At 32.7% G+C, this 14,154-nt stretch carries 13 protein-coding genes and 2 pseudogenes; all 15 read right to left on the bottom strand.

The window, feature by feature from the left end:
* The coding region (locus HMPREF3264_RS04125) for an AbrB family transcriptional regulator (RefSeq protein WP_070872015.1) at positions 1-1,000 on the bottom strand (1,000 nt) is incomplete at its 3' end.
* A gap of 174 nt (positions 1,001-1,174) precedes the next feature.
* Positions 1,175-2,458 (bottom strand): glutamate-1-semialdehyde 2,1-aminomutase, encoded by a 1,284-nt coding sequence (gene hemL, locus HMPREF3264_RS04120; RefSeq protein WP_002443297.1) that lies wholly within the window; start codon positions 2,456-2,458, stop codon positions 1,175-1,177.
* A 28-nt stretch (positions 2,459-2,486) separates the two neighbouring features.
* The gene (gene hemB, locus HMPREF3264_RS04115; protein ID WP_070872014.1) at positions 2,487-3,461 is read right to left on the bottom strand and encodes a porphobilinogen synthase; all 975 of its coding nucleotides are present in this window, start codon (positions 3,459-3,461) and stop codon (positions 2,487-2,489) included.
* Positions 3,451-4,131: a uroporphyrinogen-III synthase gene (locus tag HMPREF3264_RS04110; RefSeq protein WP_070872162.1), complete on the bottom strand. Its 681-nt coding sequence runs from the start codon at positions 4,129-4,131 to the stop codon at positions 3,451-3,453. The genes hemB and HMPREF3264_RS04110 overlap by 11 nt, the downstream gene beginning before the upstream one ends.
* Before the next feature lie 35 nt (positions 4,132-4,166).
* Positions 4,167-5,093: a hydroxymethylbilane synthase gene (gene hemC, locus HMPREF3264_RS04105; protein WP_070872013.1), complete on the bottom strand. Its 927-nt coding sequence runs from the start codon at positions 5,091-5,093 to the stop codon at positions 4,167-4,169.
* Between the two features lie 176 nt (positions 5,094-5,269).
* A complete protein-coding gene (locus HMPREF3264_RS04100; RefSeq protein ID WP_070872012.1) occupies positions 5,270-6,082 on the bottom strand; it encodes a cytochrome C assembly family protein in 813 nt (270 codons plus the stop codon).
* A 21-nt stretch (positions 6,083-6,103) separates the two neighbouring features.
* A pseudogene (gene hemA / locus HMPREF3264_RS04095) lies at positions 6,104-7,448 on the bottom strand (glutamyl-tRNA reductase).
* A 192-nt stretch (positions 7,449-7,640) separates the two neighbouring features.
* Entirely contained in the window at positions 7,641-8,228 is a 588-nt protein-coding gene (gene yihA, locus HMPREF3264_RS04090; RefSeq protein WP_002443309.1) for a ribosome biogenesis GTP-binding protein YihA/YsxC, read from the bottom strand.
* Between the two features lie 155 nt (positions 8,229-8,383).
* On the bottom strand, positions 8,384-9,646 hold the full coding sequence (gene clpX, locus HMPREF3264_RS04085) for an ATP-dependent Clp protease ATP-binding subunit ClpX (RefSeq protein ID WP_002443310.1): 1,263 nt from the start codon (positions 9,644-9,646) through the stop codon (positions 8,384-8,386).
* 207 nt (positions 9,647-9,853) lie between these two features.
* Positions 9,854-11,154, bottom strand: a pseudogene (tig, locus tag HMPREF3264_RS04080) (trigger factor).
* Positions 11,155-11,318: 164 nt separating this feature from the next.
* Positions 11,319-12,242, bottom strand: coding sequence for a hypothetical protein (locus HMPREF3264_RS04075; protein ID WP_070872011.1), 924 nt, complete (start codon positions 12,240-12,242; stop codon positions 11,319-11,321).
* Positions 12,243-12,261: 19 nt separating this feature from the next.
* Positions 12,262-12,870, bottom strand: coding sequence for an NUDIX domain-containing protein (locus HMPREF3264_RS04070; protein WP_070830931.1), 609 nt, complete (start codon positions 12,868-12,870; stop codon positions 12,262-12,264).
* A gap of 129 nt (positions 12,871-12,999) precedes the next feature.
* On the bottom strand, positions 13,000-13,356 hold the full coding sequence (gene rplT / locus HMPREF3264_RS04065) for a 50S ribosomal protein L20 (RefSeq protein WP_044466739.1): 357 nt from the start codon (positions 13,354-13,356) through the stop codon (positions 13,000-13,002).
* A 39-nt stretch (positions 13,357-13,395) separates the two neighbouring features.
* Positions 13,396-13,596, bottom strand: coding sequence for a 50S ribosomal protein L35 (rpmI, locus tag HMPREF3264_RS04060; protein ID WP_001830767.1), 201 nt, complete (start codon positions 13,594-13,596; stop codon positions 13,396-13,398).
* Between the two features lie 27 nt (positions 13,597-13,623).
* Entirely contained in the window at positions 13,624-14,151 is a 528-nt protein-coding gene (gene infC, locus HMPREF3264_RS04055) for a translation initiation factor IF-3 (RefSeq protein WP_002443322.1), read from the bottom strand.
* Positions 14,152-14,154 lie beyond the last annotated feature (3 nt).

Below are 14,154 nucleotides of genomic sequence, written 5' to 3'. Positions count from 1 at the left end.
AGATTCTAAATATATGATAGCTTGATATCATTGCAACGTCAGCACCTGTTGCCATAGCCACAAGTACGATTTGACTCATACCACCTGGCGCTGCACCTAAGAATAATTCATTGATGGAATTATTGGTAAACACATGCACAATGACAACCATGATAAATGCAGATAGAATTAACATGATATTTTGAAATGCAATTGCTACAGCGATCCTGCCCTTTAAGTCATTCAGCAAATACGCAATTTGTATTCCGATGCGAATCATATACACAACTTGTGCAGACGCTAATAACCAATGATCTAATGTAAAAGTAAGATTTGTTGTCATGTTCCAAACTATAAGTACCACGATTGGCGCAAGTAACTGTTTTGTAGGAAAATTAATTTTAGCCATTAAAATATAAACAATTGCAACTAATAATAGTAGAAGTGCAATTTGCCATATTTCTAACGCTTGCGTGAATGGCACTACTTTCATGCTAGCTCCTTCAGAAGAACTACTAGAATCTCTGAAAAAGTAAGAAATCAGCGGTACTAAAATCACAACAAATATAATTCGTGAGGTTTGAGTTAAACTGACTACTAAAATATTTGCTCTTTTATCTTCTTCCGCCATTATTAACATTTGACTTAGCGCACCTGGAATCACGCTTAAAATAGCTGTTTCTGTGTTAACTTGAGCGATCTTTTTAAAGAAGTAAGCAATGAATAACGCTAGGACTAGTAATAGTACCGTAATAATGATGATGGTTAACCAATCATTCCTAATATCACCTATGACTGTCTTCGTAAAGGTAGAACCAATTTGTATACCTAAAAATATTAAACCAGTTTGGCTTAACCAAAATGGCCATTTGATTTCTAACTTGAAAACTTTCACACATAAAATTGCTGCAATCATCGGACCAAACATGAACGGTAATAATATATGTGAAAATTTTAAAATTAAACTTAAAATAATGGCTAAAGCTAAGACAATAAAGTTATTTCTTTGTATTTTATTCATCCTATCACGCCGCTTTCTTGAGTACAGAAGTTAAATAGAAATCGTTGAATCTTAAAATATATGATTCCTTTATCATTCCACTCAGACATTTACTGTCAATATGTTAAATGAGGCTGAGATAATCAATCATGTCTCAGCCTCACTAAATTGTTATCTTATATTAAATTAAATTTATCATACAATGCGACTTAAGGCATTATCAAATGCTTGAATCGTTTTTTCAATGTCCTCTTTAGTATGAGCCATTGATAGGAATGTTCCTTCAAATTGTGAAGGTGGTAAGAATACGCCCTCTTTTGCCATTTCTCTATACATATTACTGAATAGTTCTAAATCACTTTGATTAGCTTCATCAAAATTAGTTACTGGACCTTTATTTAAGAAATAACCAATCATTGAACCAGCTCTGTTAACTGTAATAGGCACATTATGCTTACCAAATACTTCTTTAAGACCTTTTTCTAAAATATCTCCTAATTCATTAAAATATTCGTACGACTCAGGTGTAAGTTGACTTAATGTCTCATAGCCACTCGTCATAGCTAATGGATTACCTGATAACGTACCTGCTTGGTAAATATTTCCAACAGGAGCGATTTGATCCATAATTTCTTTTTTACCGCCAAAGGCACCAACTGGTAAACCGCCACCGATGACTTTTCCTAAACAAGTTAAATCTGGTGTTACACCAAAGTAACCTTGGGCACAATTATAACCTACACGGAAACCTGTCATAACTTCATCAAAGATGAGTAATGCACCATATTCATTTGTAATATCACGTAAACCTTGTAAAAATCCTTCGACAGGAGGTACAACGCCCATATTCCCAGCAACAGGCTCAACAATCACACCTGCAATGTCGTCGCCATACTTTTCAAATGCGAGTTTAAGAGAATTTAAATCATTGTAAGGTACAGTGATAGTATTTTTAGCAATACCTTCTGGTACACCTGGAGAGTCCGGCAAGCCTAATGTTGCTACACCAGAACCAGCTTTAATTAGTAGCGAGTCACTATGCCCATGGTAGCAACCTTCAAATTTAATAATTTTGTTGCGACCAGTATAACCTCTTGCAAGACGCAATGTATCTAATGTAGCTTCAGTACCTGATGACACCATTCTAACCTTTTCTATTGATGGAACACGGTCAATGACAAGTTCTGCAAGTTTATTTTCTTGTAAAGTTGAAGCACCGAAACTTGTACCATTATCTACTGCTTCATGAAGTTTTTCTATAACTTGTTTATTTTTATGTCCTAAAATGAGAGGTCCCCAACTTAGAACATAGTCTATATACTCATTGCCATCGATGTCATATATTTTGGAACCTTCAGCATGATCCATAAAAATTGCAGGCGTATCAACTGATTTAAATGCTCTTACAGGACTATTCACCCCACCAGGCATAAGTTGTTCCGCTTTTTCCATTGCTTTAATAGATTTTTCATAACCCATAATTAAGTGCCTCCTTAGTAGCGTATTATTATTTATCTAAATAACGACAAATATCTTTTGCAAAATACGTAATGATTAAGTCAGCGCCCGCACGCTTCATAGAAACCATTTGTTCCATTACGATTTTTTCTTCGTCAATCCAACCGTTAAGTGCAGCAGCTTTAGTCATACTATATTCACCACTGACATTATAAGCTACTACAGGTACATTAGTATTGTTCTTAACATCTCTCACAATATCTAAGTAGCTTAATGCAGGTTTAACAATCATCATATCGCAACCTTCTTTAAGGTCACTTTCTAATTCTCTTAAAGCCTCTAGACGATTGGCAGGATCCATTTGATATGTTTTTCTATCTCCAAAAGATGGCGCTGAATCTGCAGCGTCTCGGAAAGGACCGAAGAAACTAGATGCATATTTAATACCGTAACTCATGATTGGAATATTTTCATAACCTGCTTGGTCTAAACCTTCTCTGATTTCAGCAACAAAGCCGTCCATCATATTACTTGGAGCAATAATATCTGCTCCTGCTTCTACTTGAGAAATTGCAGTTTTCACTAATAAAGGTAATGATTTGTCATTATCTACATCATGTGTATGATCATCTATCACACCACAGTGACCATGATCTGTATATTCACAAAGACATGTATCAGCAACAATTAATAAATCACTATACATTTTTTTAGCAATTCGAGTTGCCTCTTGAACAACGCCGTTATGATCATATGCGCCAAAACCTACATCATCTTTTTCATTCGGAACACCAAAGAACATAATTGCTCTTATGCCTAGGTCATAAGCTTCTTTAATTTCTTCATGTAATAAATTTAAACTAATTTGATATACACCTGGAAGAGATTGAATCTCGCTTTTAACATCATCTTTTTCAACCACAAAGATTGGATAAATTAAATCTTCTTTTCTCACATGTGTTTCTCTTACCAAATCACGCATTGTTTGTGAAGAACGTAATCTTCTATGTCTATCAAATTTCATTATTGTCCCTACTTTCTAAAATTTTATCTATTAATGATTCTGAAGTTTGTTGATCAGCAATCCGCACATTTTGATGATATTCTTTCAGCGTATCAGCCGTCTGTTTTCCTATCGCATAATAATGATTAAATTCTGGAATATTATTATCACTAAAATAATATCTAACAGCCGATGAACTAGAAAAAGTAATAGCATCAATGTGTTTTTCTTTTACTAATTGTTTTACTTCCTCAATATGGTGTTGATGCGGTACAGGTCGATACAAATCTATCTTAGTAACATCATTATATTTGTTCAATTGATTTGCTAATTTAGGCCGTGCGTACAGACTTGATGGAAGTAATATTTTTTGGTCCTTATTTTGAAATTCTGCTAAAAATCCTTCTTGTGAAAAATTTTGTGGAAGAAAGTCAACATGAATATTTAAATCTTGGCAGTATTGAGCAGTTTTAGCTCCAATAACTGCTACCTTTTTAACTTTAACGCTTTTTAAATATGCATAAAAGTATTTAACTGCATTTTTTGACGAAAAAATAAGCCAGTCATAGCTATGATTGAGCAAATGCTCATTAAAAGAAAGTCCTTGAATTTGTATCAATGGTTTGTGAATAATATCCACTAAATCACTTTGAACTTTACTTGTTTGCGTCATAACTATCACTGGTTTCATCATTTTAGTACCACCTCTAAGGTATGGTTATATAATTAATTTTCTTCATTTAACTTTCTAATGATTTCATAAGCACCTTGTTCTTTTAAAACACGACTTACTTCTTGGCCTAACTCAACAGGATTGTGACCTCTAGCGGTATGTTCATAACGCTCTTCTCCGTCAGGTGTCATAATTAATCCCGTAAATTCAATTTGACTATTACCGTCAATCGTTGCATAACCTCCGATAGGAACTTGACAACTACCATCCATCTCAGATAGGAAAGTACGTTCAGCTGTCACGCATTGTGCAACTTCGTGATTATGAACCTTTTTAAGTAGCTCAAGAAGTTCTTCATCATCACTTCTGCATTCTATACCTAATGCGCCTTGTCCGATTGCTGGTAAGAGAATATCTTTATCTAAATAAGTGGTAACGATATCATCTGACCAGCCCATACGTCTTAAGCCAGCTGCCGCTAAAATAATAGCGTCATAGTCTTCTGTTTCTAATTTATTTAAGCGAGTATCAATGTTTCCACGATTCCATTTAATTTCTAAATGTGGATACTTGGAAAGAATTTGTGCACCACGACGTAATGAGCTTGTGCCCACAATACTACCTTCAGGTAATTCACTTAAAGGTGTATGATTCTTCGAAATGTATGCGTCAAATGGTACTTCTCTATCCGGTATACATCCTAACGTAAGCCCTTCAGGGATAATGCTTGGTACATCTTTTAATGAATGGATAGCCATATCGATATCTTTATTAAATAATTCGTTTTGAATTTCTTTAACAAAAAGTCCTTTGCCCCCAACTTTAGATAATTGTTTATCAACTATTTTATCACCTTTGGTAACAATCTCTTTAATCTCAATATCTAAATCAGGTTCAATTTCCTTTAATTTATCTATAAACTGTTGACTCTGTGTTAAAGCTAATTTACTTCTACGTGATCCAACAACGAGTTTACGCATATGTTGAATGCCTCCTAGGTACTAGTATCTTCTTATAATGATTGAAATAGATGACAGACTGTAGATAAGCCTTTTTAAAACATGACAAAGATCTCAAGACTCTTTTATTTTAACAAAAGATTATTAACAGTCTGTTTTGTTTATTTTGCTTCGTCCTTAAGTGCTTAAATTTATTTTTAAGTAAAGTGGGCTGTAAAGAACAGATTAATCATACAAAGACAAAATAAAATGATATTAAAATACACTAAATTTCTTTGAGTAATCCATTTTTTGATACGTAAAAAAATGTAAACGCCATATAAGAATGTAATGACTGAAGAAAGTATGACTTTAGGATCTATAAATATTTTATTACCTACTGCGAAAACGCCCCATTGCGCACCTAATATAATACTTAAAATGAGTACAATAAAACCTGTTAGAGTTGAATAAAAAATAATTGACTCTAAAGTACCTACACTACCGATTCTAAAATAATTTTGATCAAAGTTTTTCTCTTTTAAGTTTCTATATTGAATAATATATAATAATGCATTCACAAATGCTACGGCAAAGAAAGCGTAACTTAATACAGCTAATCCAATATGTACAAGCAACAATTCGTTAATAACCGCTACTTGTTGGATTTGAGTTTGATAATTTTTCGGCTGGAACGTATTCATTGCCATAAGTATTAATCCTATAAGATTCAAGAAAAATACAGAAAAATTAAGTACTTTAATTAAATTCAATACTAGAGAAATCGTTATAATAATCCACGTCAACGTGAAAAAGACATCAAATATAGAATTTAAAGGGACCTTATCTGTTTGAATGATAAAAACAGATAAAGAGATTGTTTGTAATATCCAAACAATCCCTAGTGAATAAACGCCTAAAGTCCTAACTTTATAACTTTTTCTTATAAAGTCCACAAAGTAGCATACTATACTCAATATATAAATAATTAATATAAATTCATGAAATCTAATAAACAGGGTTTCTTGCATATTATCACCATATTAATATGCTTATTCAAAACTAAAAATTCGACGAGCAGAAATTTCCTTTGCTTTACTTTCTTTTTCTAGCTTAGCCTTCTCTCTAGGATCTTCGGCTTCAATGTCAAATGTTTTGAAATAGCTCTAATTTTTCAGTACTTTTCTTATCACTGCTTAATTCTTTAGCCTGTTTGATTGGATCTTTCAACATTTGGTTAATAATACTTTTTGTATGTTTAGAAATAACCTTTCTTTCTCTTTCTGAAAGATTCGGCAACTTGTGATCGATACTTTCCATCGTTTCAGATTGTATATTCATCGCTTTTTCTCGTAAAGCACGAATAACAGGAACAACACCTAACATATTGACCCATTCATTGTGGGAATCAATTTCATTAGGGATTTGTTGTGCAATTGCTTCGGCTGCAAGTTGACGTTCTCTTAAGTTTGCATCGACTAAACCTTTTAAATCGTCAACATCATAATTGAAAATATTCGTAATCGCATCAATTCCTGGTTCGATATCACGAGGAACCGCAATATCAATCATGACTAGTGAATCACCTTTTCTACGATCAGAAATTTGATCAATCATGTGATTGGTAATGATATAGTCTTGAGAACTTGTAGAACTAATCACAATATCAGTTTGCTCTAATAATGATGGCAAAGCATCTAAAGAATCGTAAGAGACATTGTGCTTATTAGCTAACACTTCAGCTTTAGCTACTGTACGATTGACGATAGTGATATTTGAAATTCCAGAACCTAACAGATTTAAGAGTGATAATTCGCTCATTTCCCCTGCACCAATAATGACAGCATGTTTGCTTTTCAATTTTCCGAATACCTTTTTAGCTAATTCAACGGCAGCATAAGAAACACTGACAGCATTATCTGCAATATCAGTTTCACTGTGTGCGCGTTTAGCAAAAGTAATCGCCTGTTTGAATAAATGATTAAATATTGTTCCAGTAGTACCTGTTTCTTGTGCTAAGAAAAATGCATCACGCATTTGACCTAAAATTTGAGTTTCTCCAAGTACTATTGAATCAAGGCCAGAAATCACACGCAATAAATGTTCTACTGCGTCGTCCCCCACTTTGACTTCTGACATTTCTTTAATATCATCTACTTCAAATCCAAAAGAACGTGCTAAGAAACGTTGAATATAGTAACGTCCTGTATGAATTTGGTCAACTACGGCGTATACTTCAGTACGATTACATGTAGATAATATGACGTTTTCTAAAATGGATTTCGTTTCATATAAATCTTCATGGGCTAATCGCAAGGCATCATCTCTGAAAGCTACTTGCTCTCTTAGTGCTACATCAGCAGTACGATGATTTATGCTAATTGCAATAAAATGCATTTATAACGCCCTCCATATACTAACAATAAACCAAGTATAACACATTTATTTACACAATTAAGTTGAATGCTCAAATAAATTAGAAATATTCTAATGTAACTTCAAATTTTTGTCAAAATAGTAACAAATCATTCAATCGAATTTACAAGATTTTATATTTCTGTGATTTTAATTACTTATACATAAGAATAGTTATAAATAAGAAGCAATGATATCCCAAACTTGCTGTTGATTACTATTTTTAATAGAAGAATAGCTGATTATTTCATCTTCCGGTTCAAGATCTAATTTTTCTTTAATATTTTTAATGTGTTTTTGAACTTTACCTTTAGCAATTTTATCCTCTTTGGTACAAATCACTAATGTTGGAATATCAAAATGTTTCAAATAATTATACATGAGTACATCATCTTCAGTTGGATTATGTCGTAGATCGACCAGTTGAATAACAAGTTGTAGATTTTCTCGTTGTGTTAAATACTCTTCAATCATTTTACCAAACTTTTCTCTTTGAACTTTACTCACTTTAGCATAACCATATCCAGGTACATCGACAAAGATAAGCTGTTCATCTATATTAAAGAAATTGAGCGTTTGCGTTTTCCCTGGTTGTTGGGAAGTACGAGCCATATTCTTACGTCCTATCATACTATTAATGAAAGTCGATTTACCCACATTAGAACGTCCGCTTAATGCAACTTCGGCCATCTCTGTTTCAGGGTATTGAGATTTTTGCACAGCACTGATGATTAATTCGATATTATTAGGATTGATATTCATATTTTATCCTCTCTTTATCACTTAAATTTAACTTAACTCTAACATTATAAATGATTTTATGTCGATAAGATATGTTTGAAATCATATTACGGTGTGATTTACATAAAAAAACTGAGCCACAACTTATGTGGCTCAGTATGTTTCATCAATATGAATTATGCTGAAGTTTTACTTTCGTTAACAAGATTACCTTCAGAATCGTATAGTTCAGGTTCAATTTCTTCATTAATTGTTTGTTCAGTAATAACAACTTTGCTTACATTTTCAGTTGAAGGAACATCATACATGATATCGATAAGTGCTTCTTCAATAATTGAACGCAAGCCACGTGCACCTGTTTTACGTTCGATTGCTTTCTCACTAATTGCTGATAATGCTTCATCAGTAAATTCTAATTCAACATTATCTAATTCTAGCATCTTAGTATATTGTTTAACTAACGCATTTTTCGGTTGCGTTAAGATATTTTTAAGTGCTGCAATATCTAATGTTTCAAGGTTAGCAACAATTGGTACACGTCCAATAAATTCAGGAATTAAACCATATGATTGTAAATCTTCTGGTCGAATTTGTTCTAATAAAGCTTCTTCATCATATTTATCAGCTTCATTACTAGCAAATCCAATTACTTTCTCACCTAAACGACGTTTGATTACTTCATCAATTCCGTCAAAGGCACCACCCAAGATGAATAAAATATTCGTAGTATCAATCTGGATTAACTCTTGGTTTGGATGTTTACGTCCACCTTGTGGAGGGACGCTTGCAGTTGTACCTTCTAAAATTTTAAGTAAGGCTTGTTGAACACCTTCACCAGACACATCACGTGTAATAGAAGTATTCTCAGATTTACGAGCTATTTTATCAATTTCATCGACATATATAATACCTTTTTCAGCTTTATCTATATCAAAGTCAGCAGCTTGGATTAAACGTAATAGAATATTTTCAACGTCGTCGCCGACATAGCCTGCTTCAGTAAGACTTGTAGCATCTGCAATCGCAAATGGTACATTAAGCGTCTTAGCTAATGTTTGCGCTAATAATGTTTTACCGCTACCTGTAGGACCAATTAATGCGATATTACTTTTTTGTAACTCTACATCATCTTCGCTAGGGCCTAATTGTTGGATACGTTTATAGTGATTATAAACTGCAACAGCCAATGATTTTTTTGCTTTTTCTTGGCCAATGACATATTCATTTAAATGATCCATAATTTCTTTAGGAGTTGGTAATTCAGTAAATCCTTCTGACGTATTTTGAGCTAATTCTTCTTCAACGATTTCTGAGCAAAGCTCAATACACTCGTTACAAATATATACGCCACTTCCTGCGACTAATTTTTTAACTTGATCTTGGTCTTTACCGCAGAAAGAACATTTTAAGTTTTCTTCATCTTCATTGAATTTGAACATTCTTTTTTACACCCCTATTCCTTAAAGACTATACTAGATTGCATTCTACAATGCAACTTTGTGCATTTACAATTTATCTGCTTAAATAGTTATAGCAGATACACATTACATGTATCTGCTACCTTTTTCACTTAGTCATTAAATATGAACAATCTTTGATTAATTATACTTTATTGACGATATCGTCAAAGTAACTTCACCTAATAATTAGTCTTCTTTTGTTGATTCAACATATTTAGCGTTATCTCTTAATAAATCGATAACTTTTTGAATACGTACATCATTTTTCACGATATCTGTATTACCTAAAGTTGATTTAATATCTTCAACTGAGATATTAAATTGTTCACTCATTTTTTCTAGTTCTTTATCGATATCTTCGTCAGAAACTTCAACATTCTCAGCATCTGCAATAGCTGTAAGCGTTAAGTTTGTTTTAACACGTTGTTCAGCATCATCTTTCATTTGCTCTCTTAATTGTTCTTCGTTTTGACCAGAGATTTGATAATACGTTTGTAAGTCTAAACCTTGTTGTTGAATTCTTTGACCGAATTCTTGAATCATACGGTCTAATTCAGTGTTAACCATAGCTTCTGGGATATCAATTGTTGTGTTGTCAGTAGCTTTGTTGATTGCTTCTTCTTTTTCAGTATTTTCAGCTTCTGTAGCTTTTTGTTCAGATAAACGTTTACGTAAGTTTTCTTTATATTCATCTACAGTTTCAGCATTTGAATCTAATTCATTTGCTACTTCATCAGTAAGCTCAGGCACTTCTTTATATTTGATTTCATTTACTTTTGTTTTGAAAGTAGCTTCTTTACCTGCTAATTCTTCAGCATGATATTCTTCTGGGAAAGTTACAACAACGTCTTTTTCTTCTCCAGTTTTCATACCTTCTAATTGCTCTTCGAATCCTGGGATGAATGAACCTGAACCAACTTCTAGGTCATAGCCTTCAGCTTGACCGCCTTCAAATTCTTCACCATCAACTGAACCACTAAAGTCAATGTTTACTGTGTCGCCATTTTCAACAGCGCCATCTTCTTTAACAACCATTTCAGCTAAGTGGCCTAAACTGTGATCAATAGATTCTTGTAATTCTTCATCAGTAAGTTCAGTGTCTTGTTTTTCAATTTCAAGACCTTTATATTCACCTAATTCAACTTCTGGTTCAACTGTAACTGTAGCATCGAAGATAAAGTCTTTACCTTTTTCGATTTGAGTAACACTTACTTCAGGTTGTGCTACTGGATTAATACCAGTTTCATCAATAGCTTCTCCATAAGCTTCAGGTAATAAGATATCTACTGCATCTTGGTATAATGCTTCTACACCAAAACGTTGTTCAAAGATTGGACGAGGCACTTTACCTTTACGGAAACCAGGCACATTAATTTGTTTAACTACTTTTTTAAATGCTTGATCTAATGCTTTGTCTACTTTTTCTGCAGGAACAGTAACTGTTAATACGCCTTCGTTACCTTCCTTTTTTCCCAAGTTGCTGTCATGTATAAATACCTCCATGATTGACTAATTTATTTTTTTCAACTTCCCTATTATATCATAGGTTTAAATCGTAAACAAACATTGAAAACACTGAGTTTTTCAAGTTTATTTATTTTCAATAGATACTATATTAAATTTCTTTTTCTAAATTTGCAACAAATGAATTTCAGTTCTCAATATCTAAAGATTTAATAAATTCTAATGTATTTAAATTCTCAACAGTTATTTCTATACCAATTAATGATTTAAAATAAACATCATAAGCATTAATCCATTCATCAATATGGTATAGGGATTTAATTTCTAATGGATATAAGAGTATTGAATGATTATTCATAATATGATGCGCTTCATCTACAATGTGTAATGCGCCTTCTTCAAGCCTTTGTATCACTTGAGGAATCACAGTTTCTTTCATCGTTGTATGTTCTAATCCAGTTAGGTTTGAAGGTATGACGTTTACCTCTTGATCATACTTTCTGATTACAATTTCATTATCGTATTCAGCAAATCTTAAATATTCTAGCATGAGGCTCATAATATTATGAGGTAATTTCAATGTTGATAATAAATGCGCAACACTCTCTTTAAATTGATAATGTCCATTATCAATCAGTTGTAAAACTAACGCTGTTTGTTCTCTACTATTATAATCTTCGAATTTTGAAAGAGATGATGAAATCATTTGTCGATCTTCATCTAATTTAGATTGTGCATACTCTTTTAAAGGAAAGAGTGCCATTCTTGTTTTATGATCACGCACTTCATCAATAATTTGATTGATTACTTCAACTGTCTGATAATATTGACCTAAACCATTTAAACTCTTAACGTAATAAATCATTAAGTCATCATAACAACTAAATCCACGCTTCAATAATATAATGGCTTCTTCTCTTAATTCTAAAAATGAACTCATTTGATTAAGCATCCAACATTTTTTCAAAGCAAGATCTTCAGTAAGTTCGAAATGTCTTTCGTAGATCTCAAATAGGTCATACATTTCTTCATAATCATGATTGTGTTGAGCATTTTTTATTTGCGTGATTATTTTTTGTTCAGATTGTGGAAAAGGAATTACATTCGACAATTATTATGCACTCCAATCTTTATAGGTCTTGAAGAATTAAAGCACTCCATGTCTCAAAATCATCGTAAGATTCAATACTTCCTTTTTCTACCCACTTTATTCTAAGTGTATCAGTTTCTTTTGCTTCAACATCAGAAGTTTGGACAGTAATTTTAAACACTACACCCATATGAACTTTACCTACTTCATTAGTATCATCATTAATAAAACCAATGTATTCCATATTTTGTGAATCTTCACTAGCTAGACCTACTTCTTCTTCCAATTCTCTTTGCGCATTAACTCTTAAAACTTCATTAATAGAATCTGCACCAACGACGTCATTCATGTGACCTCCTACACCAATAGAAGATTGACCGTGTAATCTCTCTTCTCCGCCACCAGATAGACGTTCGTAGACAAGAATTTCTCCTTTTTCATTTTCTAATAAACAATAAGAGATAAGCTGTTTAAACGTAGGATCTTCTTCCATATCACCACGTCTTTTGACTTCATATTCACTTAAAGCATTAAAGATGTCTTTTCCTTTAATATTATTTTTATGTAAAAAACCATTGAAAGCATTTTTATCATCATTAAATAATACACTTCTTGGTACAACGATAATTTGTTCATCAAATTTAGACATTTTTATCTCCTTTTGAATTTATACTTTTATACCTGTCATTTTAGCAAAAATCATTATATTTTGCGATTTAACACTTGCGATTTGGCAATAAAAAAAGAGATGACCTCTACATCATCTCTTAATCAATTATTATTTTAAAGCTTCTTTAGCTTTAGATACTAATTCACCGAAAGCTTTGTCGTCAGAAATAGCGATTTCTGATAACATTTTACGGTTAATGTCGATTTCAGCTTTTTTCAAGCCGTTCATTAAACGAGAATAGCTCATGTCATGTTGACGTGCAGCCGCATTAATACGAGTGATCCATAATTTACGGAAATCACGTTTACGTTGACGACGGTCACGGAAAGCATATTGACCTGATTTCATTACTTGTTGTTTAGCTACTTTGTATAATGTGTGTTTCGCACCGAAGTAACCTTTAGCTAATTTAATCGTTTTTTTACGACGGGCTCTTGTAACTGTTCCACCTTTAACTCGTGGCATAATAAATTCCTCCTTAGATATTAACTATCGTACTATTTCTTATTTTTTGTATGCTAATAATTGTTTTACACGTTTCATATCACTTTTAGACACTAATTTAGCTTTACGTAATTGACGTTTTTGTTTAGTGTTTTTATTTGCGAATAAGTGAGATGTGAAAGCTCTTGAACGTTTTAATTGACCTGAACCAGTTCTTTTAACACGTTTAGCTGCTCCACGGTGAGTTTTCATTTTAGGCATGATTCATTTCCTCCTATTAATTGACGATTATTTTTCATTGACAGGCGCTAACATAATAAACATTTGGCGCCCTTCCATTTTAGGTTTTTGTTCAACAGTTGCGATATCTTTACATTCATCTACAAATTTTTCTAATACGCGTTGACCAATTTCTTTATGCGTAATCGCACGTCCTCTGAAACGAATAGAAACTTTACATTTATCGCCTTTAGATAAGAATTTACGTCCATTTTTCAACTTAGTTTGGAAGTCATGTTCTTCAATAGTTGGACTTAAACGTATTTCTTTAACATTGATAACTTTTTGTTTCTTTTTCATTTCTTTTTCTTTTTTCTGTTGTTCGAATTTATATTTACCGTAGTCCATAATTCTCGCAACAGGTGGTTTAGCGTTTGGTGCTACAACAACTAAATCTAAATCTACACGTTCAGCCATTTCCAACGCTTCACGTTTAGGTTTCACACCAATTTGTTCACCATCTTGGCCTATTAAACGTAGTTCTTTTGCACGAATTTTCTCATTAATTTGAGTTTGATCTTTTGCTATGGTTGACACCTC

The sequence above is a fragment of the Staphylococcus sp. HMSC62A08 genome (assembly GCF_001839105.1).
In the GTDB taxonomy this organism is placed as follows: Bacteria; Bacillota; Bacilli; order Staphylococcales; family Staphylococcaceae; genus Staphylococcus; species Staphylococcus caprae.
Note: the sequence above shows the minus strand (reverse complement) of the source record. Positions and strands in the feature narration are given on the sequence as shown.

What these genes read in the sequence shown, in the direction of transcription:
- hemL (WP_002443297.1), bottom strand. Translation starts at nt 2,458, where the DNA reads ATGGGTTATGAAAAATCTATTAAAGCAATGGAAAAAGCGGAACAACTT.
- hemB (WP_070872014.1), bottom strand. Translation starts at nt 3,461, where the DNA reads ATGAAATTTGATAGACATAGAAGATTACGTTCTTCACAAACAATGCGT.
- HMPREF3264_RS04110 (WP_070872162.1), bottom strand. Translation starts at nt 4,131, where the DNA reads ATGAAACCAGTGATAGTTATGACGCAAACAAGTAAAGTTCAAAGTGAT.
- hemC (WP_070872013.1), bottom strand. Translation starts at nt 5,093, where the DNA reads ATGCGTAAACTCGTTGTTGGATCACGTAGAAGTAAATTAGCTTTAACA.
- HMPREF3264_RS04100 (WP_070872012.1), bottom strand. Translation starts at nt 6,082, where the DNA reads ATGCAAGAAACCCTGTTTATTAGATTTCATGAATTTATATTAATTATT.
- yihA (WP_002443309.1), bottom strand. Translation starts at nt 8,228, where the DNA reads ATGAATATCAATCCTAATAATATCGAATTAATCATCAGTGCTGTGCAA.
- clpX (WP_002443310.1), bottom strand. Translation starts at nt 9,646, where the DNA reads ATGTTCAAATTCAATGAAGATGAAGAAAACTTAAAATGTTCTTTCTGC.
- HMPREF3264_RS04070 (WP_070830931.1), bottom strand. Translation starts at nt 12,870, where the DNA reads ATGTCTAAATTTGATGAACAAATTATCGTTGTACCAAGAAGTGTATTA.
- rplT (WP_044466739.1), bottom strand. Translation starts at nt 13,356, where the DNA reads ATGCCACGAGTTAAAGGTGGAACAGTTACAAGAGCCCGTCGTAAAAAA.
- rpmI (WP_001830767.1), bottom strand. Translation starts at nt 13,596, where the DNA reads ATGCCTAAAATGAAAACTCACCGTGGAGCAGCTAAACGTGTTAAAAGA.